This is a genomic window from Thermonema sp. (assembly GCF_026003375.1).
GTDB lineage: Bacteria > Bacteroidota > Bacteroidia > Cytophagales > Thermonemataceae > Thermonema > Thermonema rossianum.
This window is the reverse complement of sequence record NZ_BPHD01000002.1, coordinates 490,888-515,702: the sequence shown is the minus strand read 5'-3', so window position 1 is coordinate 515,702 and position 24,815 is coordinate 490,888. Positions and strand designations below refer to the sequence as shown.

26 protein-coding genes and 1 tRNA gene are annotated in these 24,815 nt (G+C 48.6%); 15 read left to right on the top strand and 12 right to left on the bottom strand.

All coding sequences use genetic code 11. The features are described from left to right. Nucleotides 1–109 precede the first annotated feature (109 nt). Genes QVE43_RS07370 through era form a run of 3 tightly spaced genes read right to left on the bottom strand, consistent with a single transcriptional unit; the run spans nt 110 to nt 2,664 of the window. The gene (locus QVE43_RS07370) at nt 110–352 is read right to left on the bottom strand and encodes a hypothetical protein (RefSeq protein WP_288005633.1); all 243 of its coding nucleotides are present in this window, start codon (nt 350–352) and stop codon (nt 110–112) included. Between the two features lie 53 nt (nt 353–405). After that, nucleotides 406–1,713 carry a ribosome biogenesis GTPase Der gene (gene der / locus QVE43_RS07365; RefSeq protein ID WP_288005631.1) on the bottom strand — a complete coding sequence of 436 codons (1,308 nt, stop codon included), beginning with the start codon at nt 1,711–1,713 and terminating at the stop codon, nt 406–408. Nucleotides 1,714–1,767: 54 nt separating this feature from the next. After that, nucleotides 1,768–2,664 carry a GTPase Era gene (gene era, locus QVE43_RS07360; protein WP_038028454.1) on the bottom strand — a complete coding sequence of 299 codons (897 nt, stop codon included), beginning with the start codon at nt 2,662–2,664 and terminating at the stop codon, nt 1,768–1,770. A 113-nt stretch (nt 2,665–2,777) separates the two neighbouring features. Here era and QVE43_RS07355 point away from each other — a divergent pair. Then, nucleotides 2,778–2,850: transfer RNA gene (locus QVE43_RS07355), tRNA-Met, on the top strand. Nucleotides 2,851–2,889: 39 nt separating this feature from the next. Here the strand turns inward: QVE43_RS07355 and QVE43_RS07350 are convergent. The 3 genes from QVE43_RS07350 to QVE43_RS07340 are packed head-to-tail and all read right to left on the bottom strand — an operon-like array spanning nt 2,890 to nt 5,600. Then, nucleotides 2,890–3,678: a TIGR02757 family protein gene (locus QVE43_RS07350; protein WP_288005629.1), complete on the bottom strand. Its 789-nt coding sequence runs from the start codon at nt 3,676–3,678 to the stop codon at nt 2,890–2,892. Between the two features lie 60 nt (nt 3,679–3,738). Further along, nucleotides 3,739–4,464, bottom strand: coding sequence for a GIN domain-containing protein (locus QVE43_RS07345; RefSeq protein ID WP_288005627.1), 726 nt, complete (start codon nt 4,462–4,464; stop codon nt 3,739–3,741). Then, entirely contained in the window at nt 4,461–5,600 is a 1,140-nt protein-coding gene (locus QVE43_RS07340; RefSeq protein WP_288005624.1) for an acyloxyacyl hydrolase, read from the bottom strand. Before QVE43_RS07340 ends, QVE43_RS07345 begins: the two co-directional genes overlap by 4 nt. A 230-nt stretch (nt 5,601–5,830) precedes the next feature. On the opposite strand from QVE43_RS07340, the gene QVE43_RS07335 reads away from it, so the two are divergent. The 4 genes from QVE43_RS07335 (at nt 5,831) to QVE43_RS07320 (ending at nt 8,866) form a co-directional block, all read left to right on the top strand. Continuing rightward, entirely contained in the window at nt 5,831–6,634 is an 804-nt protein-coding gene (locus tag QVE43_RS07335) for a lipopolysaccharide assembly protein LapB (protein ID WP_288005622.1), read from the top strand. Nucleotides 6,635–6,708: 74 nt separating this feature from the next. After that, entirely contained in the window at nt 6,709–7,434 is a 726-nt protein-coding gene (locus QVE43_RS07330; protein WP_288005620.1) for a DivIVA domain-containing protein, read from the top strand. Nucleotides 7,435–7,439: 5 nt separating this feature from the next. Continuing rightward, entirely contained in the window at nt 7,440–7,811 is a 372-nt protein-coding gene (gene folB, locus QVE43_RS07325) for a dihydroneopterin aldolase (protein ID WP_288005619.1), read from the top strand. A 77-nt stretch (nt 7,812–7,888) separates the two neighbouring features. After that, nucleotides 7,889–8,866 (top strand): polyprenyl synthetase family protein, encoded by a 978-nt coding sequence (locus QVE43_RS07320; RefSeq protein WP_288005618.1) that lies wholly within the window; start codon nt 7,889–7,891, stop codon nt 8,864–8,866. Here QVE43_RS07320 and QVE43_RS07315 read toward each other — a convergent pair whose 3' ends face one another. Beyond that, nucleotides 8,867–10,063, bottom strand: a complete 1,197-nt coding sequence (locus QVE43_RS07315) for a LysM domain-containing protein (RefSeq protein ID WP_288005616.1) — start codon at nt 10,061–10,063, stop codon at nt 8,867–8,869. A 118-nt stretch (nt 10,064–10,181) separates the two neighbouring features. On the opposite strand from QVE43_RS07315, the gene QVE43_RS07310 reads away from it, so the two are divergent. Then, complete coding sequence (locus QVE43_RS07310; protein WP_288005614.1) at nt 10,182–11,699, top strand: NAD(P)H-hydrate dehydratase; 1,518 nt, start codon at nt 10,182–10,184, stop codon at nt 11,697–11,699. 91 nt (nt 11,700–11,790) lie between these two features. After that, nucleotides 11,791–12,978 carry a GWxTD domain-containing protein gene (locus QVE43_RS07305; protein ID WP_288005612.1) on the top strand — a complete coding sequence of 396 codons (1,188 nt, stop codon included), beginning with the start codon at nt 11,791–11,793 and terminating at the stop codon, nt 12,976–12,978. On the opposite strand, the gene hemB is transcribed toward QVE43_RS07305, so the two are convergent. Continuing rightward, complete coding sequence (gene hemB, locus QVE43_RS07300; protein WP_288005610.1) at nt 12,970–13,944, bottom strand: porphobilinogen synthase; 975 nt, start codon at nt 13,942–13,944, stop codon at nt 12,970–12,972. The two genes, QVE43_RS07305 and hemB, sit on opposite strands and share 9 nt — an antisense overlap. Nucleotides 13,945–14,025: 81 nt before the next feature. Here hemB and QVE43_RS07295 point away from each other — a divergent pair, with 81 nt between their 5' ends. Further along, nucleotides 14,026–15,768, top strand: a complete 1,743-nt coding sequence (locus QVE43_RS07295) for a M61 family metallopeptidase (protein WP_288005609.1) — start codon at nt 14,026–14,028, stop codon at nt 15,766–15,768. Beyond that, on the top strand, nt 15,744–16,346 hold the full coding sequence (gene lpcA / locus QVE43_RS07290; protein WP_038028468.1) for a D-sedoheptulose 7-phosphate isomerase: 603 nt from the start codon (nt 15,744–15,746) through the stop codon (nt 16,344–16,346). The genes QVE43_RS07295 and lpcA overlap by 25 nt, the downstream gene beginning before the upstream one ends. Here the strand turns inward: lpcA and QVE43_RS07285 are convergent. Further along, on the bottom strand, nt 16,332–16,946 hold the full coding sequence (locus QVE43_RS07285; protein WP_288005606.1) for a hypothetical protein: 615 nt from the start codon (nt 16,944–16,946) through the stop codon (nt 16,332–16,334). The genes lpcA and QVE43_RS07285 overlap by 15 nt on opposite strands. Nucleotides 16,947–17,075: 129 nt before the next feature. On the opposite strand from QVE43_RS07285, the gene QVE43_RS07280 reads away from it, so the two are divergent. The 3 genes from QVE43_RS07280 to QVE43_RS07270 all read left to right on the top strand — a co-directional run bounded on the left by QVE43_RS07280 (nt 17,076) and on the right by QVE43_RS07270 (nt 19,240). Then, on the top strand, nt 17,076–17,315 hold the full coding sequence (locus tag QVE43_RS07280; RefSeq protein ID WP_288005604.1) for a hypothetical protein: 240 nt from the start codon (nt 17,076–17,078) through the stop codon (nt 17,313–17,315). A 64-nt stretch (nt 17,316–17,379) separates the two neighbouring features. Further along, on the top strand, nt 17,380–18,084 hold the full coding sequence (gene elbB / locus QVE43_RS07275) for an isoprenoid biosynthesis glyoxalase ElbB (protein ID WP_288005601.1): 705 nt from the start codon (nt 17,380–17,382) through the stop codon (nt 18,082–18,084). Nucleotides 18,085–18,202: 118 nt separating this feature from the next. Further along, nucleotides 18,203–19,240 carry an aldo/keto reductase gene (locus QVE43_RS07270; protein WP_288005599.1) on the top strand — a complete coding sequence of 346 codons (1,038 nt, stop codon included), beginning with the start codon at nt 18,203–18,205 and terminating at the stop codon, nt 19,238–19,240. A gap of 52 nt (nt 19,241–19,292) precedes the next feature. On the opposite strand, the gene QVE43_RS07265 is transcribed toward QVE43_RS07270, so the two are convergent. After that, nucleotides 19,293–19,763: a YkgJ family cysteine cluster protein gene (locus tag QVE43_RS07265; RefSeq protein WP_288005598.1), complete on the bottom strand. Its 471-nt coding sequence runs from the start codon at nt 19,761–19,763 to the stop codon at nt 19,293–19,295. Between the two features lie 91 nt (nt 19,764–19,854). On the opposite strand from QVE43_RS07265, the gene QVE43_RS07260 reads away from it, so the two are divergent. Together QVE43_RS07260 and QVE43_RS07255 are read left to right on the top strand one after the other, a co-directional pair. Further along, nucleotides 19,855–21,072: a glycosyltransferase gene (locus tag QVE43_RS07260; RefSeq protein ID WP_288005596.1), complete on the top strand. Its 1,218-nt coding sequence runs from the start codon at nt 19,855–19,857 to the stop codon at nt 21,070–21,072. A gap of 2 nt (nt 21,073–21,074) precedes the next feature. After that, nucleotides 21,075–22,151, top strand: a complete 1,077-nt coding sequence (locus QVE43_RS07255; protein WP_288005593.1) for a glycosyltransferase family 4 protein — start codon at nt 21,075–21,077, stop codon at nt 22,149–22,151. Here QVE43_RS07255 and QVE43_RS07250 read toward each other — a convergent pair. Continuing rightward, on the bottom strand, nt 22,121–23,452 hold the full coding sequence (locus QVE43_RS07250; protein WP_288005592.1) for a hypothetical protein: 1,332 nt from the start codon (nt 23,450–23,452) through the stop codon (nt 22,121–22,123). The genes QVE43_RS07255 and QVE43_RS07250 overlap by 31 nt on opposite strands. A gap of 55 nt (nt 23,453–23,507) precedes the next feature. Between QVE43_RS07250 and QVE43_RS07245 the strand changes: the two genes are divergently transcribed. After that, nucleotides 23,508–24,017 carry a phosphoribosyltransferase family protein gene (locus tag QVE43_RS07245; RefSeq protein ID WP_288005590.1) on the top strand — a complete coding sequence of 170 codons (510 nt, stop codon included), beginning with the start codon at nt 23,508–23,510 and terminating at the stop codon, nt 24,015–24,017. 31 nt (nt 24,018–24,048) lie between these two features. Here the strand turns inward: QVE43_RS07245 and QVE43_RS07240 are convergent, their stop codons facing one another. Beyond that, nucleotides 24,049–24,771, bottom strand: coding sequence for a DUF4197 domain-containing protein (locus QVE43_RS07240; RefSeq protein ID WP_288005588.1), 723 nt, complete (start codon nt 24,769–24,771; stop codon nt 24,049–24,051). Nucleotides 24,772–24,815: the final 44 nt, after the last annotated feature.

Genomic DNA, 24,815 nt, shown 5'->3' with positions numbered 1-24,815 from the left:
AGTGGAAATGATAGGGTAGCTGTTGTAGGTGCCTCAATTTTTTTGCCACACTGAATATGGATGCGAGCAAAAATGGGCACAAAACTTTTTTTGATTGAAAAAACACCACTCAGGGGGTTTCCACCTCTGTTTCGTCAACTACTTTCACCTCTACTTCTTCTGCATTTGAGGTGCTGCTGCTGTCTATCTCTGCCTCACCGGCTTTTTCTTGCATTTCAGATGAAGACACCTCGGGGGCGGCTGTTGTAGCAGAGAGGCTGTCGGCTGTGCTGTTTTCTTCCCTTTTTTCGCCGGAGCAAGCCATAAAAGTGCCTGCAACAACAATTAAAAATAGATAAAGAAGCTTTTTCATGATGTTGAATTTTGTTAAAAAGGTTTCGGTTTTATTCCCATCAAAAATAATGCCTATTTTTCACGGAAGTAGAGGCGTATGGGAACCCCTTCGAAGTCGAAATGCTTGCGCAACTGATTTTCCAAATACCGGCGGTAGGTTTCCGGGACATATTTCGGGTGGTTGCAAAAGAAAGCAAAAGAAGGAACGCGGGTAGGCAATTGGGTCACATACTTGATTTTGATATGGTGGCCTCTGTATGCCGGCGGCGGATAATGTGCCATCACCTGTTGCATTACTTCGTTGAGTTTGGAGGTAGGCACCCGCTTTTGCTTGTTTTCATACACACGTATGGCTGTTTCTATGGTTTGAAATACCCTTTGTTTGTTAAGCACGGAAGTGAACAGCACAGGAATGTAGTCCATGGGACTAAGTTTTTCGCGGATGGCATCCAGATAGCGCTTATAGGTCATGTGGTCTTTTTCTATCAGGTCCCATTTATTGACCATCAGCACCATACCCTTGCCATCTTTTTCGGCAAGACGCAAGATGGAAATATCTTGGGCGGTGACCCCTTCCTGGGCGTCTATCATCATAATGCAGATGTCGCTTTGCTCCACGGCGCGCAGGGTGCGCATCACCGAGTAGAACTCTATGCTGTCTTTGATGCGGTTTTTACGGCGCAAGCCGGCGGTGTCTGTTAAAATAAACTCCTTGCCGAAGGCTTTGTAATGCGTGTCTATGGCATCGCGCGTGGTACCCGCAATGTCGGTTACTATATTGCGGTCTTCGCCCAACAAGAGGTTTACAAACGATGACTTTCCGACGTTCGGCTTGCCTATGATGGCAATGCGAGGAATGCCTTCGTAGGGGTTGGTGTCCGGCTCAGGAGTTAAGTGCTTGACCACTTCGTCGAGCAGATCGCCCGTGCCACTGCCCGTTTGTGCGGATATAGGAAACACCTTATCGAAGCCGAGTGCATAAAACTCGGCCGCCTGCTGTGTGCGATCCGGTGTTTCGGCTTTATTGGCAACCAAGAGTACGGGCTTTTCGTAGCGACGCAGCACCTTGGCAAACTCTTCATCGAGGGGGTGCAGGCCGGCTTGCGTATCCACCATGAACAGCACGACATCGGCCTCTTGGATGGCCACTTCTACTTGGCGGCGAATGGCGGCTTCAAAAACATCTTCCGAACCTACAACGTAACCGCCTGTGTCCACCACGGTAAAAGGCACGCCCGTCCATTCGGTTTTTCCGTAGTGGCGGTCGCGCGTCACGCCGCTTTCGTCATCCATGATGGCTTTGCGTTCGCCAATAAGACGGTTAAAAAACGTAGATTTCCCCACATTGGGGCGCCCTACGATTGCTACTATATTTCCCATAAGTATTTTTCTGTTTTCAGTATTCTTTGATATGACGAAAAGAAAAGAGGGAGATTACGGCTTTTTATAGCCGAACCGCTCGAGCCAGCGCTCTTGCCGGCGCCAGTTTTTGATGACCTTCACGTGTAACTCCAAATAAACTTTTTTGCCAAGAAAAGCTTCCAAGTCTTTGCGGGCTGCAATACCTACCTGCTTCAAGGCACTGCCGCCCTTGCCAATCAGTATTTTTCTTTGGCTTTCCCGCTCTACAATAATATCTGCCTGTATGTGAATGATATGCTCTTTTTCTTTAAAAGAAAAAATCTGCACGTCGCAGCTGTAAGGGATTTCTTCGCGGTAAAGCAGAAATATTTTTTCCCGGATGATTTCAGCTGCAAAAAAGCGCTCGCTTTGATCGCTGATTTGTTCCTTATCGAAATAAGGGGGGTGTTCGGGCAGGTAAGAGAGCAAGGCACTCAGCAGCGTATCCAAATTAAAGTTGTAAAGCGCAGATACCGGAATGACAGCTTTGGCATTGGGCAGGCGGCTTTCCCAGTATGCTACTGCCTGTGCCAATTGTCCTTGTTCGGTGGTGTCGGCTTTGTTGATGGCCACAATAATAGGTTGGGCAGTGTGGGTGAGGTAGTCAAGCAAGGCAGAATCTTCCCACTGCTCTTGTGGTTCCACCACGATTAATAGCACATCGGCGTCTTCGAGGGCTTGCTGCACATAGTTCATCATGCGCTTGTGCAGCTCATACTTGGGTTCCAGAATACCGGGCGTATCCTGATAAACAATCTGATAGTCTTCACCGTTGAGAATGCCTGTGACACGGTGGCGGGTTGTTTGTGCTTTGGGGGTGGCAATGGACAACTTCTCGCCAACCAAGGCATTCATCAAGGTGGATTTCCCCACGTTGGGCTTGCCAATGATGCTAATAAATCCTGCCTTGTGTTTTGCTTCGTTTTGCATTGAAAATGAATTGTGTACTGTGTAAAAGGTTTAAGTAACTTAAATTTTTTTGCAAAGATACTTGTTTTGTTTTAAACAATCGCATATATTTGCAATCGCAAATGAGACAACATCGCGGGGTGGAGCAGTTGGTAGCTCGTCGGGCTCATAACCCGAAGGTCGCAGGTTCGAGTCCTGTCCCCGCTACTAAGGCAAACGACCGGCAATCGCCGGTCGTTTTTGTTTTTAGCTACCGTACCGGCTTTCGAGCCCCATGCCAAAAAGGGCAAAATCGTAGCGTACGGGGTCGTTCGGGTCGAGCAAACGCAGCTGCGCGGTAAGTGAGACAGCCGCCCGCCAATTGACTTGCTCTTTTTGAAGCAAGCCCAAACGCAGGGAGGTGCGCACCACATGCACGTCGCATGGGCAGATGAGTTGAGCCGGCTTGATTTTTTGCCATAAGCCAAAATCCACACCTTGTTGGTCGCGGCGCACCATCCAGCGTAAATACATAGCCAGGCGTTTGCATGCCGACTGCCGGGCAGGCGTAGGTATATGTTTGCGTGTACGCCGGGGGGCATAAGGAAGACTGAAAAAGTAGCGATGAAAAGAGTCAAGATGGGGACCTACGTCTTGACTTTGCAGGGCAGCAGGGTCATCCGGAAGGAAGGCTTGCTCCAGGCTGTCGTGTTGTTGGTAGTGGTGATGCAGAAAAGCCACAAAATAAAGCAAGTCTGTTTCTTGGAAAGTACGGTGTTTGAAGCCCAGCAACTGTTTTAAGTCACTTTCTTGGTGGTGCTTAATAAATTCGTACGGGCTGTTGTCCATGCGTTGCATCAACTCGCGGCACTTGTTGATGATGGTTTTTCGATTGCCCCACGCCAGGACCGCCGCAAACAAACCGGCAATCTCTTTGTCTTGCTTTTTGGCAAAAGCATGTGGGATGCTGATAGGGTCTGTTTCTATAAAATCAGGGTGGTTGTACCAGGCTGCTTTTTTATCAAGCAGTTCTTTGAGTTGCAGAATAGCGCTCATGGTCTTTTTGAAAAATGTAAAAAATGGTGCAAGACACAAAGTTATGGATAGTATGCTGTTTTAAGGCAAGACAATGTGCCCGCTGCCCGTGATTTTACTTTTGAACACAGGAGGCATGTTATATAAAAACACATCGCCGCTGTTTTCTATCCATATATCGGCACTTTGCAGTGGCGCTACCAAAATATCACCTTCGCCGTTGTGCCTTGTATAAAAATGATTGATATGGGCAGGCCGGAGGTCAATGCGCCCGAAGCCCTGTGTGAAAACAGTAAGTGTTTCGACACGCCCTTTTATGCAAAAGTCGGTGCCCAAATTGCTGTAAATATACAATCCTGGCGCATAGAGGATAAGCTCAACATGTGCATTGACATTGAGGCTGTAAATATCCAAATGCCGGTTCAGGTGAAGCGTATCCTCGCTCAACAGGTCGCCATATCCTTCTTGAGTGATTTGCTTTACCCCGTCCACACCCACATACACCTTTATGGGGGCATCATATTCTTTTGCTTTTAGACAACGGTTTTCATTGCCAATGCGCAAGACAGAGTCGCTTCCTACCTTGGTGTAGATATGAGGCAACCAATCATGTGGCGCTTCCACACGCACCTCATGCCCTTCGGTTAATATGAGGTGGACGTTGTCGAAAACCTTTACTTCTTTGAAGCTGCCCGGCAAAATGCGCACTTCTTGCCGGAGGTTGTTTTGGCGGCATTCCCATGGCGCTTGGCAAGCGCTCAGCAAAAACAACACCATGATATACCACTGCTTTGATATGATGTTCATGACTTTTTCCATTTGAAACGGTAACCGATGCCCCACTCTGCTACTTCGGCAGTGAAAGCGTGGGTTTTGAGGTTTATGTTGAAGAAGTAGTTAGGGGTTATCCAATACTTGATGCCATAGCGCTGAAAATGAACTTGATCGGTTTTTCCTTCAAACTGTTTGTAAATATAAAGCCCCGCTTGGGTAAGCAGACACAGGCGCCCAAAGGTAAACTCGTGTCCCAACAGTAGCCCCACACGCCTGTAGTCGGGATGCTGTGTGCTGTCGGCATAAACACGCCGGATTTGCCGCAGAATGCCCCGGTTCCATGATGCGTCGAAACCGAGGTGCCAGCGGCTGGCGCTGCCCATGTCCCTGCCTATGTAAACAAGCACATTATTATAGAAGTCTTTGTTTTTTTGTTTCACATAAGTTTGCAGCCATCCCACCTGTGCCGAAGCTTGCAGATGCCAGTAGGATTCGTATGGTAGGGCAGCCGTTTGCCGGGGCAGCAGCCTGGTATTGTGAAACGCATAGCCTAAACCAAGGGTGGCAGTTACCATGTTCAGTCCATTGTTGGGCTGAACAAAGGCGGCACAAGAGTAATGCGTGAGGCGCCCGCCTGCAAATAAAAGCCAGTGCGTATTGGTGTGGTAGCGTATTTGCGCATCGACTTGCATGGCATAGCTGATGGGGCTACTGATGCCTACATTTTTAGGGTTGTCGTTCAGGTCAAAAGGGCGGTTGCCGGTAGCCAAGCCGCTGCCTATACCAAGCCACAATTGCATTTTTCTGTGATGGGGGCGCAGGGCAAAGCGAGCATGCCCGCTGACAGCCAGTGTCTTGCCGATGGCCGGGTGGCGATAGTCAAAATAAGTAGCCATCAGGCTGAATTCGGGGTAGTTGAGTCGTTGTTGCCATAGTTCATTGCCTGTGCTTTGCCAATGTGCTTGCAGGCTCAAGGCATAAGGGGGAGCCACAATAAGGTGGCCTACTTTGGGGGTATGCCGCAAAATGAATCCGTAATCATATTGGGTGCTTATAAAGTGAAAAGAAAAGTTTTTGTCTTGGGAGCGGCTCTGTAAAGAGTAACAATGCAAGAACAGCAAAAGAAAAAGGGTGTGCGGTGATAATGTCTTTCTTATGGAGCGAGGCATGATAACGGAATGGTTGAAAACTCGTTGTAAGCGCTTCCGTATAAATCAAAAATTGTGCCCTTGCGGGAAAAAGAAGCGGTTTGTACTTAATAAAGCTACTTCTTATTTAAGAATAGCGCCCCGCGTAAAATACGGCTTACCTTGCGAATTATGGTTGCCTTCTGCACGCTTCGATACACCAAAAAACGTTGAGATACCGTATATTAATTTTTGGGTTGAAAGTTATTCTAATGAAGCAATTAAAACGTATCCGGTTGATTTTTTTGTGGACCTGCCTTGCGACAGGCGCATGGGCACAAGAGGTGCCGGTAATATCAAAGCTGATTGAAGCACAGCATTTTGAAGAGGCACTCAGCCGGCTGCGAAGCAACTGTGCACAGCTGCCCCCAGACAGCTGCGCCTATTACTATGGTTTGGCATTTTATGGAACAGGGCAATATGCACGTGCCGACAGTGCTTTTCAACGGGCAGTGGCTGTGCGCCCCGCTTGGGCAGCGGCTTGGTATGCCTGGGGCGTAAGTCTTTATTACCAAAACCGGGAGAGCGAAGCCAAAGAAAAGCTTAGCCGTTGTTTGACAGTGGATAAGCAACATACAGGTGCCTGGACCGCCCTGGCTGCGCTTGCCTTGCAGGAAGGCAGGGCCCGCCGGGCATTGCGCTTTGCCCGCCGGGCTATAGCTACCGATTCCACCTATAGCCCCGCTTACTACAATTTGGGGTTAGCCTATCTTTACACAGGTAAAGACTCGCTGGCAGCCGCTGCTTTCAAACAGGCAGTGTTTTTGCGCCCGGATTGGGAAGCCCCTTATTTCAGCCTGGCAGAGTTGTATGCGGCAGGCAACATGGACACAACGGCACTTTATTGGTTGAACCGCCTCTTGACGCTCTCACCTTTTCATGTCGAGGGGCTACTGCTAAGGGCAGCGCTGCACCGAAAACAGGGCAATCAAGAAGGGGCTTGCGCTGACTGGCAAAAAGCCATGCAAGCGGGCAGCGATGAGGCACAGTCGCTTTTTGAGCGTTTCTGCCCGTAGTCTCTTTTGGCTTTTTGGGAAATTCGGCTTATTTTTGATTGGATTCGATGAATCCTAACTTTCATGCTAAGTATATGAAAATCACACCTATTGAAATACGGCAAAAGACCTTCGAGAAAAATTTTCGCGGATACGACAAAGAGGAAGTGCAGGCTTTCCTGTTGATGCTTTCGCAAGAGTGGGAGGATATGATAGAGGAGCTGCGGCGCTATAAGCTCAAGCTCGAAAATGCGGAGAAAGAACTGCAGCGTATTCGTGAAGTGGAAGATTCGTTGTTTAAGACACTCAAAACAGCCGAAGACACCGGCAGCACGCTTATTGAGCAAGCCAAAAAAACAGCCGACCTGAAAATAAAAGAGGCGCAAATTGAAGCAGAAAAAATATTGAACGATGCGCGCGCACAAGCACGCAGCATTGTAGGACGGGCCGAAGAGCGTGCCCGGCAGCTGATGCAGGAAACCCTGGCCGAACTCAAGCAGATGGAAGCCGAGTACCGCGCCCTCGAAAACTACCGCGACAACTTGATATTGGAAATGAAAACCCTGCTCAACAGCATGCAGGAGAAAGTGTTGCGTGCCGAAGAAAAGAAAAGCACAGCCAAAGAGCGCATTGCCGCCCGCCTGAGCGAAATGGAAAATAGCATAGAGGAGCAGCAGCAGCGCTTGGAAAGCAAAGTAAAAGCTTATGATACGGATTTGAGTGACTCATCTATACCGCCTGTAGAAAATTCACCGGAAAGCGAAAGCCCCAAACAAGACAATAAAAAAACGCCGCCCGCTTCTTTCTTCGATGAAATCTGAGTCACATGGGAGAAATCAGCCTTGAAAACATGGAGTTTTTTGCCTACCATGGTTTTTATGACGAAGAGCAAAAAATAGGCAATAAATACAGTGTGGATTTGCGCGTGTGGGTCGATTTTCACCGGGCAGCCCTTGAAGACCAATTGCGCTATACGGTCAATTATGAAAAACTTTACCGCCTGGTGGCGGAAGTCATGGCAACCCCTACGCGCCTTTTGGAGCATCTCGCACAGCGTATTGCCCAAGAGGTGCTGCAGCACTTCCAAATGGTGGAAAAGGTGGAAGTGTCGGTAGCCAAACACAACCCCCCCATTGGGGGCGTGTGTGCCAAAGCGCGGGTGCGTTTGAGCATAAGTCGCGACCGGCGCCAACAATGAGCTCAATCAGTTGATTTTATTGTAACTTTGCCGAGCTTGCGGAATGTAAGCATCGCGAATTTTTTAAGCTGACTTTCATGCATACAACACTTCAGCACATACAGTCGCCCATTGCAGAAGAGATGAAGCGCTTCGAAGAGCGTTTTGGCGCTTACATGAAAAGCTCTAATTTTTTCCTGAACCGCATCACCAATTACTTGGTCAAACGAAAAGGCAAGCAGGTGCGGCCTATGTTTGTGTTTTTGGTGGCCGGTGCTTGTGGGGGCATTACCGAAGCTACACACCGTGGGGCGGCACTTATTGAGCTATTGCATACAGCCACGCTTGTGCATGACGATGTAGTGGACGAGTCGCTCTACCGGCGTGGTTTTTTTTCTATCAATGCTTTGTGGAAAAACAAGGTAGCGGTTTTGGTGGGCGATTACCTGCTGTCGCGTGGTTTATTGCTGGCAGTGGAAAATGGCGATTTCCGCCTGCTGGAAATTGTGTCGCGGGCAGTCAAAGAAATGAGCGAGGGCGAACTGTTGCAGATAGCCAAAGCCCGCAAGCTGGATATTACCGAAGAGGTTTATTTTGAAATCATACGTCAAAAAACGGCTTCTCTTATAGCTTCTTGTTGTGCGGTGGGAGCTGCCTCGTCGGTGCATCCCGATGAAGCCACCATCGAGGCCATGTATCGCTTAGGCGAAACGGTGGGCATTGCTTTTCAGATGAAAGACGATTTGTTTGACTACGGCACCGAAGATGTGGGCAAGCCCTTGGGTATAGACATCAAAGAAAGAAAAATGACCTTGCCGCTCATTTATGCTTTATCGAAAGCACCGGACAGCGAGCGCAACCGCATTCGACGTATCATTAAAAACGAAAGCCATAAAAAAGAAAAGGTGCAAGAGGTGATTGACTTTGTGCATCGCATGGGAGGCATAGAGTATGCCCGCCACCGCATGAATGAATTTTATGAAGAAGCACTGCGCAGGCTGGACCCCTTGCCCGATACACCTTACAAGGAAGCCCTTGCCGGCTTGATTTATTTTGTCATCAAACGTAAGAAGTAGTTACCGGCTTTCCTGAAGGGTGTCGCCTTGTGTGGCGCTGCTGTCTGCCGGCTTCCATACGGGAATCATCAAGCTGTAGCCCACCGGAATAGTGCCCTTGAGCGAGTCGTGTTCGGTGCTGTTGAGCCGCCGGATGCTTTCTACCGTGATACCATAGCGTTCCCAGCGTTTGAAATACTTTTCTTGCATTTCTTCTAAGGTCATGGCTTCGGGCAGGGTAAAAAGCATTTTTATTTTTACACGCAAACGAAATCCCGGTGTAAGCCTGTCTATAGGTACAAAATCATTCCATTCTCGCAGTGAGTCCAACGTGGTATTGTATTTTTCTGCAATGGCAGAAGCCGTTTCACCGGCCTTTACCTTGTGAATAATGATGCTGTCGGGCTGTTGGTCTATGCGCCGCAGACTGTCGGCTTCTCTTTTGGCTTGCAAGAAAGCCCGCTGCCGTTCTTCTATTTCTTTTGCTTCTTTCCGCTGATGTTGATAACTATAAACCAAATGGACGATCCAGGCAGAGGCAAAAAGTACTGCCAGAATGATGAAAAAAGTAAATACGCCTTTTTTGGTGCTTTGAGGGCTTTCAACGAGGGTGGCTTCTTCGAAATCGAGGAAGCAGGCCACCACATCCCTGCCGAAGCGCCCTTGTTGCAGGGCTTGCTCAATACGTTGGCAGGCTTGCCGGGCTGTGGTTGCTTCTGTAAAGTGCGCTTTCAGTACTTCGTCTTGCAACAAAGGATAGGTGCTGACAACAGCCATATGACGGGGACCGGGCAAGAAGCGCCGCGTAGGAGTATCGGCATAAAAACTTAAAATATGCTTGCCTTTTTTCAGATAAAGAGCGGCATTGCCCTGCAAATACCAAAAAAGTTGGTGATTCGACCACACCACAACTGCCAGGCTGATATCCTGAAGGGGCAGAGGAAATAATTGCGCAGTAGAAGGCGCTTTTAAGACACCCTGTACTTCATCTATCAATTCCTGCACATCTTGATACACATGGCTTTCTATGTGCCCCTGCAACAGGTCCGTAAGTTGGCGGCTCAACTGTGAGGCATATTGTCCTGCGGTTTCGGCATCGCAAAGAATGTAAACATTACCGTTGGCATGATGAAACTCGGCAAGAAAACAACTACTTTCGTCATAGGGCGACGGGCGGTATGCCAGTAGCCGGGACCTGTGATGTGTAAGTGTAGGCATAAGCATCAATCAAATTATGGGGGTGCACGTTTCTATGAAGTGATGGGCGAAAATGACAGTCTTGCTGCCTTCGACTCGAAAAATTTAACTAACTTTCCATAGATAAACAACGGCAAGCATGAAATTACTGCCATTAGTTTCCACCGAGCAGATAAGAGCATGGGATCATGCGACCATTCACGGGCAAGGTGTGCCTTCCTTGCAATTGATGGAGCATGCCGCCTTGGCTTTTGTGCATGCGTTTCAAAAGAGAGTAAAAGCAAAGCAGGCAGAAGTGTGGATTTTTGCCGGCATGGGCAACAATGGAGGGGATGGCTTGGCCATTGCCCGTTTGTTAAGACAACGAGGGTATGATGTGCGAGTGTGGGTGCTCAAAACCAAAGAGCGGGGAAGTGCCGATTTTGAAACCAACCTTGCCCGCTGGCGGCGGATGCAGGCGGTCAATTTCATTCATTCGGAAGCCGACTTCCCGGCCATTCCGTCCGGGGTGGTGGTGATCGATGCCCTGTTTGGTACAGGACTGAGCCGCCCCTTGGAAGGGCTGCCGGCTGCCTTGGTGCGTCATCTCAATGCTCATGCCCCGCAGATAGTGGCGGTAGATATGCCTTCGGGCTTATTGGCTCAGCAGCTGCCCCAAAGCGACAGCGTGGTGCGGGCGCAGCTGACCATTACTTTTCAAGTGCCCAAGTTGTGTTTTGTTTTGCAAGACTTTGCCCCTTACCTGGGGGCATGGGAAGTGGTGGATATAGGTTTGACTGCTGCTTATTATCCGCTTCTCTTGGCTGATACGCATGAATATCTGTTGACAGAAGACTGGGCAAAACAAACATACAGACCAAGAAGCCGCTTTGCCCATAAAGGAACTTATGGACATGCCTTGCTTTGGTGCGGCTCAAAAGGCAAGATAGGCGCTGCCATCTTAAGCGCAAAGGCTTGTTTGCGTGCGGGGGCAGGCTTGCTTACCGTGCATACGCCGGCATGTGGCTACGTACCTTTGCAAACCGCTGTGCCCGAAGCCATGACTTCGATAGATGAGCAAAACGATTATTTGACTTCGTTTCCGGCGATGAAGCCTTATAGTGCCATAGGGGCAGGACCGGGTATCGGACAGCACGAAGAAACGCGGCATGCCTTGCAAGAGCTGCTGGTGCGCGCTTCTTGCCCGTTGGTTTTAGATGCCGACGCTTTGAATTTGATTGCGGCACATCCGGAATTGAAAAAATGCATTCCCAAAAACAGTATCCTGACACCGCATCCGAAGGAGTTCGAACGCTTGCTGGGATATAAATGGCAAAACGATTTCGACTTGTTGGACGCCTTACGCACCTTTGCCCGGCAATATGAAGTGTATGTGGTATTGAAAAGAGCCTATTCCGTGATAGCCTGCCCCGATGGTCAATTATTTTTCAACACAGCCGGTAATGCAGGCTTGGCTAAGGGAGGAAGTGGCGATGTGTTGACAGGTGTAATTACCGCTTTGCTGGCACAAGGCTATGAGCCCAAAGCAGCGGCCTGCCTTGGAGTGTATTGGCATGCTGCTGCTGCCGATGTGGCTGCCATGCAACGGGCGCGTACGTCTCTGCTGCCTACCGATGTTGTGGAAGCGATAGGAAGTGTGTTTAAGACAATAGATTAAAAATGAACATGTGTAACCTTTGTCTATCAGTAAAAATATGAACACATCTGTGGCTATTTCAAGGGTGAAAAGAAAATGCTGCTTTTTTTTCATGCTTTTGCTTTGGGCAGCAAGTAGCTTTCGTTTACACGCACAGCTGCCGGCCCTGCAGTTGAAAGGGCAAGTCATTTATACAGCCGGGATAGAAGGCAAGCCGGAGGCTTATCTTTGGATTCGCATAGCAGGCGACACCTTGGGACAAGAACGACTAACCGCCATGAAAGGGCGCTATCAGCTCATACAAGCTGCCAGTGTCATACATGAAGTAGCAGTGGAAGACTTCAAACTGAATGAGCTCTTTGCCGGTTACCGCGACGACGGCTTGGTTGTGAAGTGGCAGCTGCCTGTTTTTGAAACGCCTGCCACCTTGTTTGTGGCAATAAAAGATGAAAAGACCGGATTGCAGACAGCCGTCACCGTGCCGGTGCAGTATGGGCGTCTGCGTTTTCGTGACCTTGCTTTTGTTGCCGATGCCAAGGGGCTGCCTTTGATGCGCGAGTTCGTGCGGGTGGGTGAGCCTTTCCAAATCAAAGGCACCAATGATATCCTGTGGGTTCGTTACTTCAAGCATCATTTCACACAGGCGGCGCCCCCCATGGATTTAAAAGGAGAGAAGGCAAGCCCCACTTTACAAGCAGATTCAACGTTTCAAATCCGGGGCGATGTTTCGTTGAGCTGGCAGCAAGAAGGCTTGTATTTAATACAAAAAGATACTACCGACATTTACGGCGGCATCGGCTTACGTGTGGAAGCACAGCCTTTTCCGCAGGTAGCACGCCGCAAGGAAGAAGCCATTGCCCCCCTGGTGTATATCTCTACTTCGAAAGAGATGGAAAGTCTGCAGGCATCAGAGGAGTTGAAACCTGCTTTGGACCGTTATTGGCTGAAGCTGTTCAACGGCGACACCAAAAAAGCAGCGCAAGTTATTCGCTTGTATTACAGGCAACTGAAAGAAGTAAACATGATGTTTACTACCTATAAGGAAGGATGGAAGACAGACCGGGGCATGATATACCTAATCTTCGGACCACCTCAACAAATCAGTGCAGGCCAAGACATAGAGCAGTGGGTTTATACCAATAAAAACAGCTTCTCAAAGATTACCTTTACTTTCAAGCGGCAAGTCAATGCTTTCACCGACCGGCATTATACGTTGGTGCGCTATCTGGAGTATGAGCCCATATGGTACACAGCCATAGAGCAATGGCGCTATGGCTATGTACTCAAAGAATTACAATAAGGGGGCTACTTCTTTGGCAAAGTAGGTGAGTATGATTTTGGCACCTGCCCGTTTGATGCTCAACAGACTTTCCAACATTACTTTTTCGCCGTCAAGCCAGCCTTGTTGAGCGGCTGCTTTTATCATGGCATACTCGCCACTCACATTATAAGCGGCAATGGGCAAGGGGTAGTGCTCTGCCAGCAGGCGTATGACGTCGAGGTAGGGAAGCGCCGGTTTGACCATCAAGAAATCAGCCCCCTCGGCAAAATCAAGCTCGGCTTCGATGAGAGCTTCCTTTGCATTGGCCGGGTTCATTTGATAAGTTTTTTTATCGCCGAATTTAGGCGCAGAGTCCAGGGCGTCCCGGAAAGGTCCATAAAAAGCACTGGCATATTTGGCAGTGTATGCCATGATAGACACCTCGGTAAAGCCCTCGGCATCGAGTGCCTGACGTAGGTAGCCTACGCGCCCGTCCATCATGTCGGAAGGGGCTACGATATCCACGCCGGCACGGGCTTGCGCTACTGTCATTTTTGCCAAAATTTCAAGCGTTTCATCATTGAGTATTTTGCCGTTTTCTACCAAACCATCGTGGCCGTCGCTGCTATAGGGGTCCATGGCCACGTCGCTGATAATACAGGCTTCGGGCAGCTGACGCTTGATTTCGCGTATGGCTTTCAGGTAAATGCCCTCTTCGTTATAGCTTTCCGTGGCAAAGCGGTCTTTTTTCGATTCGGGCAATGCCGGAAACAAAGCAAATGCACGAATGCCCAAATCCATGCACCGGGCAATTTCTTCGAGCAGCAAGTCAAGCGAAAGGCGGGCAATGCCCGGCATCGAGGCGATGGGCTCTTGTTTGTTTTCCCCTTCAATCAGAAACAGAGGGTAAATCAGGTCTTCTTTGTGCAGAAAGGTCTCTTGAGCAAGTGCACGGATGGCTTCACTCTTGCGATTACGTCGTGGGCGTCTGCTTAAATCTATCATGTGATTGACCGTTTTTATATTTTACTTCTTATCTTAGCATTGAAACAAAGTTACTGAATCCAACCAATTATTTTTTGCTTTATGTCATCGCCTACAAATGCAGCCTATCGTTTTCGAATTTATTATGATTCACCGGCTACACAGTTTTTGCAGATAGAAGCCAAAATACCGGCGCCGGGTGACAGCTTGTTGCTGCGCCTGCCGGTGTGGCGTCCGGGGCGGTATGAGTTGGCCAACTATGCCAAATATGTGCGGGACTTCCGGGTAACCGACACAGAAGGTAATCTTCTGAATGCAAAGAAGTACATTAAAGACGGCTGGTGCATCGATACTTCCTCGGTAGATGCGGTGCATGTCAAATATGATTTTTATGCCAATCAGTTGAATGCCGGGGGCTGCTGGCTCGATGACGAACAGCTTTATGTGAATTTTGTAAACTGCATACTCTTTTCCGAAGATGCCCTGCAAGCACCTTATGAGATAACCGTTGAAGTGCCCGATGAGTATGAAATTGCGTGTGCATTGCCCCGGAAGGGCAAAACCTTGTATGCGCGTGATTACTATCACTTGATAGACAGCCCCATGATTGCATCGGCTACGCTGAAGCGCAATTTTTACCAAGTGGGACAATATACTTTCTATGTGTGGATACAGGGCAATTGGACACCGGACTGGAATGAGTTGTTGCGTGACTTCGAAGGCTTTACCAAGGCACAGCTCGATATGATGGGGGAGTTCCCTTTCGAAGAATATCACTTTTTGATACAAGTGGTGCCTTACCGGTTTTATCATGGTGTAGAGCATACCGAAAGCACGGTGGTGGTATTGGGACCTTCCGAAGCCATGGATACAAACGAAATGTATGACGAGCTGCTGGGCGTTTGTTCGCATGAGTTGTTTCATGTATGGAACGTGTGCCGGATTCGTCCCAAAGAACTTTTTCCATATGACCTGACACGGGAGTGCTATTTCCCCACGGGGTTTGTGGTAGAGGGCATCACGAGCTATTACGGCGATTTGTTTTTGATACGTTCGGGCGTGTGGAAATACAATCAGTACTTGCGTGAGCTGAACAAATACATCAAACGTCATTTTGAAAATTACGGGCGTCATCACCGCTCGTTGGTGGAGGCTTCCGTGGACTTGTGGCTCGACGGGTATACCGAAGTGACCCCCGGCCGCAAGGTGTCTATTTATGCCAAGGGGGCTTTGGTGGCACTCATTCTCGATTTTCTGATTCGTAAGCACAGCAACGGCAAAGCCTCGTTGGATGATGTGATGCGTAAGATGTGGCACCGATTTGGAAAACCGTTTAAGAAAGGCTATTCCTTGCGGGATTTTAAAAACATAGTGGCAGAGGTGGTAGGCAATCCCTTGCATTCCTTTTTTGCCGATTGCATAGAAGGCATCACGCCACTTGAAAAATATCTGGAGCCTTTGATGGAAGAGGTGGGCATCAGTTTTATTACCAACTATTTGAATAAGGGAACGGAATTGTTCAACTTTCAGCTGCAGGAAAAAGAAGGACGTTTGTTGGTCAGTGCCATTGTGCCCGACTCGAACGCTTCGCAGCAGTTGCGCCTCAATGATGAGCTGATTGCCGTGAACGGCAAACGTGCCGAAACCATAGAGCAGGTGCAGCGCCTCATAGGTGTTCAGACGGTGGCCCGCTTGACCGTATCGCGCCAAGCGTATCTTAAAGAAATAGAGCTGGAGGCTGACCCCGTAATTTCGTTCAAAGAATATTTCTTGCAGTTGAAAAGCAATCTTTCACAAGAACAGCAAAAGCGTTTATTGGCATGGCTTCACCAATCGAACAATTGATAATACAAGAGTTGAATACGGCAGCCCGGGTGCTTCAGCGCTTTATGAGCGAGGCAGCCAACATACAGGCTATTGCCGCTGCAGCAGAGCTGATGGCACAAGCTATGCGCCAACAGCGGAAAGTATTGGCTTGTGGCAATGGGGGGTCTTATTGCGATGCCCTGCATTTTGTGGAAGAGCTCACAGGGCGCTACCGCCAAGACCGCCCCGCCTTGCCTGCTGTTTTGCTGGGCGATGCGGCTCACTTGACCTGCGTAGGCAATGACTACGGTTTTGAATATGTTTTTGCACGTGCAGTAGAAGCATTGGGGCAGCCCGGCGATGTGTTGGTGGCCATCTCGACCAGCGGCAAGTCGGCAAATGTGTTGAAAGCAGCAGAAGCAGCCCGGAAAAAAAACATAAGTGTGATTGCCTTGACCGGAAAAGATGGCGGGCAACTGGCACAGATGGCCGATATTGCTTTAATCGTGCCCCATGGGGGCTATGCTGACCGCATCCAGGAGGTGCACATCAAAGTGATTCACCTATGGATTGCGCTGATAGAACAGCATTTGGGCTATGCCTCATTGCAGCAGTAATTCGATGAACTCATCGAAATGCCGGGCTTGGCTGTACTGCCTGCCGGAGTAAATGCTGGCTACCACTTTGCAGTAGGCGGGCAAATCGTCCATTTTAATAAGCTCTAAGGTAACGTTGCCAAACTCTTGTTGATAGACGCCGTCGCCTTCACCCCAATTTACCCGGGGCTTGAGATGGTATTGCTCAATGGTTTCCACGTATTCGCCGCGGTCATACATTTTGTAACTGGCATCAGCCAAGCGGTAGTTTAGACTCAATACCCTGTCTTTGAGATACTCAAACAAAAAAATGAAATCTTTTTGCCCCAGTTCATGCGCGGGAAATGTCAGGGCAAAACCATTGGCATAGGGCATTTGCAAGAGGTGGATTTCCCACGACATGGCTACGTTTTGCCGTTTGAGCCAGTAAGCCTCATACACACGACGCAAAGGCTCTGCAAACTTGCCTTCATTTGCCCACTGAAAGTATTCTTGTTTGAAAGAGGGGCTGCGCCGGAGTACTTCGTGCACCAAGGCTTCTCTCTTTTCGGGAAGCTCAAAGCCCTCATCTGCTTTCGATTCGCCCAGCAAGCGTTTTAAAAACTTATCCCAGAAAGGCATAATCTTGCTTTTTATATTACAAAGGTGACAGAAACGCTCTGTTGAATGTCAATATTTTACAAAAATAGTTTTATTTTGTTTAAAGCTTTCTTTTCAACAAGGGAATTTGCTCTTAAAACACTTTACTCTATGCGTATATTGTCTTCTCAAAAATCCAAAAGGCGTTTGCTTTTGGAGCATAGCTACGAATACCAAATGCTCAAGCATGCCGAACGCATTGTGCGCACCTTGATTCGCCACAATATGACGAATCCCGAACAAGTGCTCGACCTCTTTGACAGAATGGTTGACTTCCCGCTCAAATACCATTCACACCAGCCGAGACCTTTTCACCGTTTGCCCGGAAAAGGGCGCCGTCCGCTTGAATAGTGTTTTTTGTGCGAGAAAGAGAATATTTGTAAATTCACTACATCACTAAAAATGATAAAAAGCCATGAGACCTAAAGTAGCTGTACTCTTATCCGGATGTGGTGTGTATGATGGTGCCGAAATACACGAGGCCGTGTGCACTTTGCTGAGCCTGCAGCAACTGGGTGCTGAGCCTGTGTGTGTGGCCCCCGACATCCCGCAATACCATGTCATCAACCATTTGACCGGCGAGGAAATGCCCGAAAGCCGCAATGTGTTGATTGAAGCAGCGCGTATTGCCCGGGGCAATATTTTAGACATAGAAAAAGCAGCAGTGGAAAGCTTCGACGCTTTGGCTATGCCCGGTGGCTTTGGTGTAGCCAAGAACTTTACCACTTGGGCATTTAAAGGACCCGATGGCGACATAATAGACAGCGTCAAGCGGTTTATTCAGGCTTTTTACAAAGCACAAAAGCCCATTGCGGCAGTTTGCATGTCGCCTACTACGGTAGCCAAGGCTTTGGAGGGCACAGGCGCCCATTTGAAACTGACCATTGGTTCTACAGCTGCCGCTTCGCCTTACGACATAGCAGGCATACAAGAAGGCTTGCGCAAGGTGGGGGCTGAACCTGTCAACAAAACAGTGAACGAAATCATGATAGATGAAGAAAACCGCCTGGTTACCTCGCCTTGCTATATGATGGAAGCCTCTATTGTGGAAATTTATGAAGGAGTGAAAAAAACCATGGAGGCACTGCTTGCCATGGTCAAGGAGCAAACCCCCGCATAAAAACCTTCTTTAGTAAAGAAAACAGAAAATGCCCCTTTGTGGGCATTTTTCTTTTTGCACAGGAACATGTTTGTGGAAGTGCTTTGTTCTGAACACGAAACAATTAAACAGAACTGCTATGATGAAGTACAAACTATTTGGAAGAACAGGCTTGCGCGTGTCGGAGTTATGCTTGGGCACCATGACCTTCGGGGAAGAGTGGGGAACAGGCGCCAACAAAGAAGAAAGTAGAAAAATGTTTGAGGCTTTCGTAGAGCAAGGCGGTAACTTTTTCGATACGGCCAACCGCTACACCGAAGGCACCAGCGAGAAATGGTTGGGCGAGTTTGTAAAGCCACATCGCGACCGTTATGTGATTGCCACCAAATACACGCTTTACGACGACCGCACCGACCCCAATGCCATGGGCAATCATCGTAAAAACATGATGCGTTCGGTGGAAGGTAGTTTGCGCAGGCTCGATACCGACTACATCGACATTTTATGGGTGCACATGTGGGATTTCACCACACCTGTCGAAGAAGTAATGCGCGGACTCGATGACTTGGTATCTTCGGGCAAAGTGCATTATATAGGCATTTCCGACACCCCCGCCTGGATTGTGGCGAAAGCCAATACGCTTGCCGAATGGCGGGGATGGACTCCCTTCGCCGGTCTGCAGATTGAATACAGCCTTATTCAGCGCACTCCTGAAGCGGACCTGCTGCCTATGGCTCACCATTTCGATATGTGTATTACGCCCTGGTCGCCATTGGGGGCAGGACTACTTACCGGCAAATACAACGATGGTAAGATTCAAGGCAAAGGGCGTTTGTCGCCACAAAGCCGTAAAGTAACGGAACGCAATTTGAATATTGCCAAAAAAGTAAGCGAAATAGCCCAAGCATTGGGCGTGCCTGCTTCACAGGTGGCTCTTAACTGGCTGCGTCAGCAACACCCTCAGATTATCCCTATTGTAGGTGCGCGCCGTGTAGAACAGCTGCGCGAGTCTATGGGGTGCCTTCATTGGCAGTTATCCGAAGAACACTTGCAGCAACTCGATGAAATCAGCCGGGTCGATTTGGGCTTCCCTCATGAGTTTTTACGCTACGATACCGTGCAAGATGTGATTTTTGGCGATCATAAACACGATATTGTGAATCATAGAAAACAATAGAGATAAAGAAGATTATCACGGCGGGTATTCCCAAGCGCGAATGCCCGCTTTTTTATTGACACTTCTCGACAATGGCGGCTACTATGCGTGCAGCAGCAGGGCATACTTGTGCATTTTGAAGGTGCAAGGCAGGGTGCTTGCAGAAGTCCCGCATGTCTGTATGCGGGTATTCGGCGCATGCTTTGGGGCGTACCTCGTATATCGCGCAATAGTTGTATTCATCTAAAAAAGGGCATGGGGTGGTGTTCATCACCTGATCACCGTCTTCGTCTATCCGCAGATAGGTGCTTTCGAAAACACTTTCTTTCATGCCCAAGTACTTTGCAATGCGTCGTGCATCTTGCCCCGTAACAATGGGTGGAATGCTGCGGCAACAATTGGCACAGGCAAGGCAATCTGTATCGGCAAATACCTCTTGGTGGAGGCTTACGGCTGTCTGCTCTATTTGACGCTGCTTCCCTTTTTGTTTTAAAAGTTTTTTAAAAGCTTTTTTTACTTCTGCCTTGAGTGCCGGAGGCTTCATAGTATGTTAAGCGTTGTGGAAAAATGCCTATGCCCTGCAAAGGTACAACTTTTCCTATCTTTGAAGACAAACCTTTGCGAATGCCTGTTTTATGAAAGTGCTTTATATCTCGCCCGACGGCATGACCGACCCACTGGGGCAGTCCCAAGTCATTCCTTATTTAAATGGTCTGGCAGAAAAGGGCGCTTCTATTACCTTGCTTAGTTTGGAAAAGCCGGAACGATGGCAGCAGGGCGCCACGCGCATTGCCCGTAGCTTGCATCCGTCCATCGACTGGCAGCCGGTGCGGTATTATCGCCGTCCCCCTTTGCTGGCTCAATGGGCAAACACTTACCGGCTTTACCGGAGAGCAGCGCAGTTGCATAGACAAAAAGCATTTGACTTTGCACATGCCCGCAGCTATATAGGGGCATGGGTGGCACTACGCTTGAAGCATCGTCATGGGGTGCCGTTTCTGTTTGATATGCGGGGGTTCTGGGCAGACGAACGTTCCGACGGAAATATATGGAAGCGCAACCACCCTTTACATCGCTTGATATACAACTATTTTAAAAAGAAAGAGCAGCAGTTTTTGAAAGAAGCAAAGCGCATAGTATCGTTGACACATGCTGCCCGCCGGTGGATGGCCTCTCATTGGCAGGTACCTGCCGCAAAAATGGAAGTCATTCCTTGTTGTGTGGATTTGCAGCACTTCAGCAAGCTGCGTACTGCCCGTATTTGTACTCCCCAAACCCCTTTACGCCTTATTTATTTGGGCTCATTGGGCACGTGGTACCTGCTCGATGAAATGTTGCGCTTTTTTCATTACCTGCGTATGCAGTATCCGCTTGCTTCCTTCCTGATAGTTACACGCGAGCCCCAAACCCTTGTAGAAGCAGCTTGCGCACGCCTGCAAATACCAATCGATGGGATAGAGGTGCGTCCGGCGGAACGTCATGAAGTGCCTGAGCTGTTGGCTGGGGCTGACATAGGGCTTTTCTTCATTAAGCCGGCCTTTTCTAAGATGGCTTCTTCGGCAACCAAAATGGGCGAGATGCTGGCTTGTGGCTTGCCCGTGATTGCCAATGAGCAGGTAGGCGACCACGACTTTTTGTTTTCTACTTACTCTTGTGGTGCCTTGCTTCGCTCAAAGCCCGGAAAGAAACCTTGGACCTATTGTTATGAAGAGCATGCGTTCGAAGAGGTGGTCCGGCAGATACCTTCTTTGATAAGCACCCCACCGGAGGTTTTTCGTACCGTAGCACAACAATATTTTAGCCTGGAAGAAGGGATAGAGCGTTACTGGAAAGTTTATCAAAGCATGATGTAGTCATGAAAAAACGTATTTTGTTTTTAGCCCCTTACCCTGAAGGTGAGGCGCCATCGCAGCGTTTTCGTTTTGAGCAGTATTATTCATGCCTGCGCGAGGCCGGTTTTGAAGTACATTTTCAAAGTTTTTGGGATCAACGGGCTTGGCAGGTGCTCTACCGCCCGGGGGCCTGGGGCGCCAAACTTTTGGGAATGCTGCGGGGATTCGTGAGGCGCTTGACTCTGCTGTGGCGGGCACGCCGCTATGATTTCGTGTTCGTGCATAGAGAAGTGGCACCCATAGGACCACCTTTTTTTGAGTGGTGGATAAGTAAAATATTGAACAAACGCTTGGTTTATGATTTTGATGATGCCATTTGGCTGCCCAATACTTCACAACAAAACCGTATAGCTGCCTTTTTAAAGTGGCATTCCAAAGTGAAGCACATTTGCCGTTATGCTTACAAAATAAGTGTGGGCAATGATTATTTGGCAGCGTTCGCACGCCAATGGAATACAAACGTAGTGGTGATTCCTACCACCATTGATACCGGCTATCATCGCCCGGACGGCCAAAAAAAGCCGGACAGCAGCAAGCCCGTCGTACTTGGATGGACCGGCACGCACTCTACCTTGCCCTATTTGCAAACCATAGCGCCTGTTTTGTGGAAGCTGGCAGAAGCACATCCAATAAAGGTAAGGGTGATATGCAATGTTGCCCCCGACTTTGAACTGCCTTCCTTGGAATTTGTACCATGGAGTAAAGAGCGGGAAATAGAAGACCTGCAAACCATAGACATTGGCTTAATGCCCCTGATAGAAGATGCATGGGCAAAAGGAAAATGTGGGTTTAAGGCTTTGCAATATATGGCGTTGGAAATACCGCCGGTAGTATCGCCCGTGGGCGTGAACACCCGCATAGTAGCTCATGGGCAGCGGGGCTTTTGGGCACACTCTTCCGCAGAATGGCTGCATTACTTGGAGCTGCTTGTAAAAGACGCCGCACTGCGCGCCCGCTTTGGTGCAGAAGGGCGCCGTTTTGTAGAGCAGCACTATTCCGTGCACGCACATCAAATGAGTGTGGTACGCTTGTTTGCATGATAGCGCAGAATATACAGCCCTGCCACGTAGAAGGGCATCATGGGAATTTTATAGCGCACCAGTGTGCCAAAGTTGTAACTGTTTACACCTACGCCAAACGAAAAACTAATGGCAAATACAAAACACATGAAGATAAGCGGCTCTTTGAGAAAATAACCACCCAAGGTTATCAGCTTTCTGCGCATTTGCCACAACAGGCGGAAGGTGAGAAAAAAGAATGCCGTGGCTTCTAATGAAGCCAACAACATGACCGGGTTGCGCACTTCCCATAAGTAGGGGCGAAAGAGAGACACCCACACCGCCGCCGGAAATTTACTTATCACACTTTGCCATGTGCCGTCAAACTCCCCCAGACTGTAGGCAGAACCGCTTTCCACCGTGCTTACATAATAAAGCCATTCGGCTGTGATCTGTGTGGTGCTTGCCAATGAATCGATAGAGTAGCGGGTGCCCTCGGTCAGCTCATTCACCACCACATAGGCAATGGGAAGTGCCATGATGAAGAGCAGAGGGGCTATTAAAGCGCGCAGTAAGCCCGGGCGCAGGCGGTTGCGGAACCTTAAAAAAGCCCATAAAATCAAAGCAGGCAGAAAGCAAAGCAATATATAAATCTTGATGCGGTAGATAAACCAAACGGCAATTAAAAAGATGGTAATATGCCGCCATATCTTTTTTTGACGAATGATGCCCCAATAAAAGCTATAAAAAGCCCAACCGAGTGCCCCCAAGGTGATGGTGTCTTTCATGTAGCCCGAGCCCCAAAAAAACACCGAAGGCAGAAAAAAGCAAGCCACTGCCAGTGGGCGGTGCAGCATGGGATACATGACAAAAAAGGTGCGGTACATCGCCCACACGCCTGTGAAGCTTACAAAAGCAAAGCACAGGGCAATGGCAGAGTAGTGATGCAAGGTGAAAATACCAAAGAGCGCCCCCAATCTGATGACGAAAAAGGTATTGGGGTCAATAGCAAAGTAAGTATTACGCAAATACAGGTAAGTGTCTGCATCCTCAAAATCAGGATCGGAGAAGATAATGGAAAGCCCCTTCATGGGGTTGTCTATGAAGGCTTTCCAGATAAAATAGCTATCGTGAAAGAAGTTGAAAGTATCGCCGCCACCATAGTAAAACTGATAAATAAGCCCCAAAGCAATAGCCCCCAGCAGCTTTACACCCAAAGCCGGAAAATAATAACGCCGGCTGATAGGATTGGTAACTGCCGGTTTGAGCAGGAAAGCAAGCAGCAATATCAGCAACAGGAAGAAGGGAAAGAAAACGATATCTTCAATAGTCATTCGAAACATAGCTACTCATTTCAAGGCACATTTACTATCTTGCCGACAAAACAGGCATCTGACCATGGCAAATACACAAGCTACACGCATTCTGACAGATAAGCAAATCAGGCAAAAGATAGAGCGTATTGCTTTCGAAATTTATGAAGAAAATCACGCTTATGAAGAAATTGCATTTGTGGGCGTGGCGCCAACCGGCTACCATTTGGCAGAAGCGCTGTCCGGCGAGTATAAAAAAATAAGCCGGCAGGCTGTGGGCTTATATGAAATAGAAGTGGACAAGCAGGCGCCTGTGTGTGGCGATGTGCAATTAAAAGCTGCACCGGAGCTTTTAAGCAACCGGCCGGTGGTGTTGGTAGATGATGTGTTGAACACCGGCCGCACCTTGATTTATGCCCTCCGGCCCTTTTACCGTATTGCCATTCCCAAACTGCAGATAGCCGTTTTGGTGTACCGGGACCATAAACTCTTTCCCGTAGTGCCTGATTTTGTGGGCTTGTCGCTTTCTACCACCTTGCAGAATCATGTAGAGGTAAAAAAAGAAGGTAGCCTTTGGGCATGCTACCTTTATTAGCGATAGTAAAGACAAGAGCAAGGCTTGCTTATTACTTGTTGAGCAGTCCAAACACTTTTTGAAGCAAGTCAGTTACCCGCTCATTCAGATTGTAGCGTATGTCTTTCTCTTTGTCTTCAACCTTTGTAAACAAGCCGTCCAGGGCTTTATTGGTAACGTATTCCGACAGATCGTCCGGAATAGGTTGGGCACCTGCCAACTGGCCGGGCAAGCTATTGGCAAACTGATTGTAGGGAGTGGCAATTTGATTCCAAAGTGTGGGAAGCCCTACTTCAGCCAAAGAAGCTTGCACCTTGGGACTGTAGGCTGCAAACAACTGACTGCGGGTTTGGGTTTCCAAGTAAACAGTTGCAGCGCTGTCGCTACCAAAAAGTATATCGCGGGCGTCTTGAATGCTCATGCCCGTAATCGCGTCTTTAAAAATAGGGGCGGCCTCAGCAGCTGCATCTTCAGCAGCACGATTCATCTTTAAAACCACTTCATTGAGCAACAAATTGGCACCCGGCACGGTGGTTTCAATGAGCTGCTGCACTTGCTGTACTTCGGGCGGAAGGAATATTTTTACTGCTTCGTCTTTGAAATAACCATCTGTTCTGTTAAGCAATGCCACGCTGCTATCGGTACCTACACGCAGTGCTTCTTTCAGCCCGCGGGCTACCTCTTCATCGGAAATACCTGTGGACGGCTCTTGCAGAAGATCACAACCGGCAAACAAGCCGGGCAAAAGCAATAAAATCAAAAAATATCGTTTCATCTTCAAAAAAGGTTTAAGAAAGGGACAATCAAAGGTACTATCTG

Bases quoted from the DNA above. Each gene is read 5' to 3' on its own strand.
- QVE43_RS07370 (WP_288005633.1), bottom strand. From the start codon at position 352: ATGAAAAAGCTTCTTTATCTATTTTTAATTGTTGTTGCAGGCACTTTT.
- der (WP_288005631.1), bottom strand. From the start codon at position 1,713: ATGGGAAATATAGTAGCAATCGTAGGGCGCCCCAATGTGGGGAAATCT.
- era (WP_038028454.1), bottom strand. From the start codon at position 2,664: ATGCAAAACGAAGCAAAACACAAGGCAGGATTTATTAGCATCATTGGC.
- QVE43_RS07350 (WP_288005629.1), bottom strand. From the start codon at position 3,678: ATGAGCGCTATTCTGCAACTCAAAGAACTGCTTGATAAAAAAGCAGCC.
- QVE43_RS07345 (WP_288005627.1), bottom strand. From the start codon at position 4,464: ATGAACATCATATCAAAGCAGTGGTATATCATGGTGTTGTTTTTGCTG.
- QVE43_RS07340 (WP_288005624.1), bottom strand. From the start codon at position 5,600: ATGCCTCGCTCCATAAGAAAGACATTATCACCGCACACCCTTTTTCTT.
- QVE43_RS07335 (WP_288005622.1), top strand. From the start codon at position 5,831: ATGAAGCAATTAAAACGTATCCGGTTGATTTTTTTGTGGACCTGCCTT.
- QVE43_RS07330 (WP_288005620.1), top strand. From the start codon at position 6,709: ATGAAAATCACACCTATTGAAATACGGCAAAAGACCTTCGAGAAAAAT.
- folB (WP_288005619.1), top strand. From the start codon at position 7,440: ATGGGAGAAATCAGCCTTGAAAACATGGAGTTTTTTGCCTACCATGGT.
- QVE43_RS07320 (WP_288005618.1), top strand. From the start codon at position 7,889: ATGCATACAACACTTCAGCACATACAGTCGCCCATTGCAGAAGAGATG.
- QVE43_RS07315 (WP_288005616.1), bottom strand. From the start codon at position 10,063: ATGCCTACACTTACACATCACAGGTCCCGGCTACTGGCATACCGCCCG.
- QVE43_RS07310 (WP_288005614.1), top strand. From the start codon at position 10,182: ATGAAATTACTGCCATTAGTTTCCACCGAGCAGATAAGAGCATGGGAT.
- QVE43_RS07305 (WP_288005612.1), top strand. From the start codon at position 11,791: ATGCTTTTGCTTTGGGCAGCAAGTAGCTTTCGTTTACACGCACAGCTG.
- hemB (WP_288005610.1), bottom strand. From the start codon at position 13,944: ATGATAGATTTAAGCAGACGCCCACGACGTAATCGCAAGAGTGAAGCC.
- QVE43_RS07295 (WP_288005609.1), top strand. From the start codon at position 14,026: ATGTCATCGCCTACAAATGCAGCCTATCGTTTTCGAATTTATTATGAT.
- lpcA (WP_038028468.1), top strand. From the start codon at position 15,744: ATGGCTTCACCAATCGAACAATTGATAATACAAGAGTTGAATACGGCA.
- QVE43_RS07285 (WP_288005606.1), bottom strand. From the start codon at position 16,946: ATGCCTTTCTGGGATAAGTTTTTAAAACGCTTGCTGGGCGAATCGAAA.
- QVE43_RS07280 (WP_288005604.1), top strand. From the start codon at position 17,076: ATGCGTATATTGTCTTCTCAAAAATCCAAAAGGCGTTTGCTTTTGGAG.
- elbB (WP_288005601.1), top strand. From the start codon at position 17,380: ATGAGACCTAAAGTAGCTGTACTCTTATCCGGATGTGGTGTGTATGAT.
- QVE43_RS07270 (WP_288005599.1), top strand. From the start codon at position 18,203: ATGATGAAGTACAAACTATTTGGAAGAACAGGCTTGCGCGTGTCGGAG.
- QVE43_RS07265 (WP_288005598.1), bottom strand. From the start codon at position 19,763: ATGAAGCCTCCGGCACTCAAGGCAGAAGTAAAAAAAGCTTTTAAAAAA.
- QVE43_RS07260 (WP_288005596.1), top strand. From the start codon at position 19,855: ATGAAAGTGCTTTATATCTCGCCCGACGGCATGACCGACCCACTGGGG.
- QVE43_RS07255 (WP_288005593.1), top strand. From the start codon at position 21,075: ATGAAAAAACGTATTTTGTTTTTAGCCCCTTACCCTGAAGGTGAGGCG.
- QVE43_RS07250 (WP_288005592.1), bottom strand. From the start codon at position 23,452: ATGTTTCGAATGACTATTGAAGATATCGTTTTCTTTCCCTTCTTCCTG.
- QVE43_RS07245 (WP_288005590.1), top strand. From the start codon at position 23,508: ATGGCAAATACACAAGCTACACGCATTCTGACAGATAAGCAAATCAGG.
- QVE43_RS07240 (WP_288005588.1), bottom strand. From the start codon at position 24,771: ATGAAACGATATTTTTTGATTTTATTGCTTTTGCCCGGCTTGTTTGCC.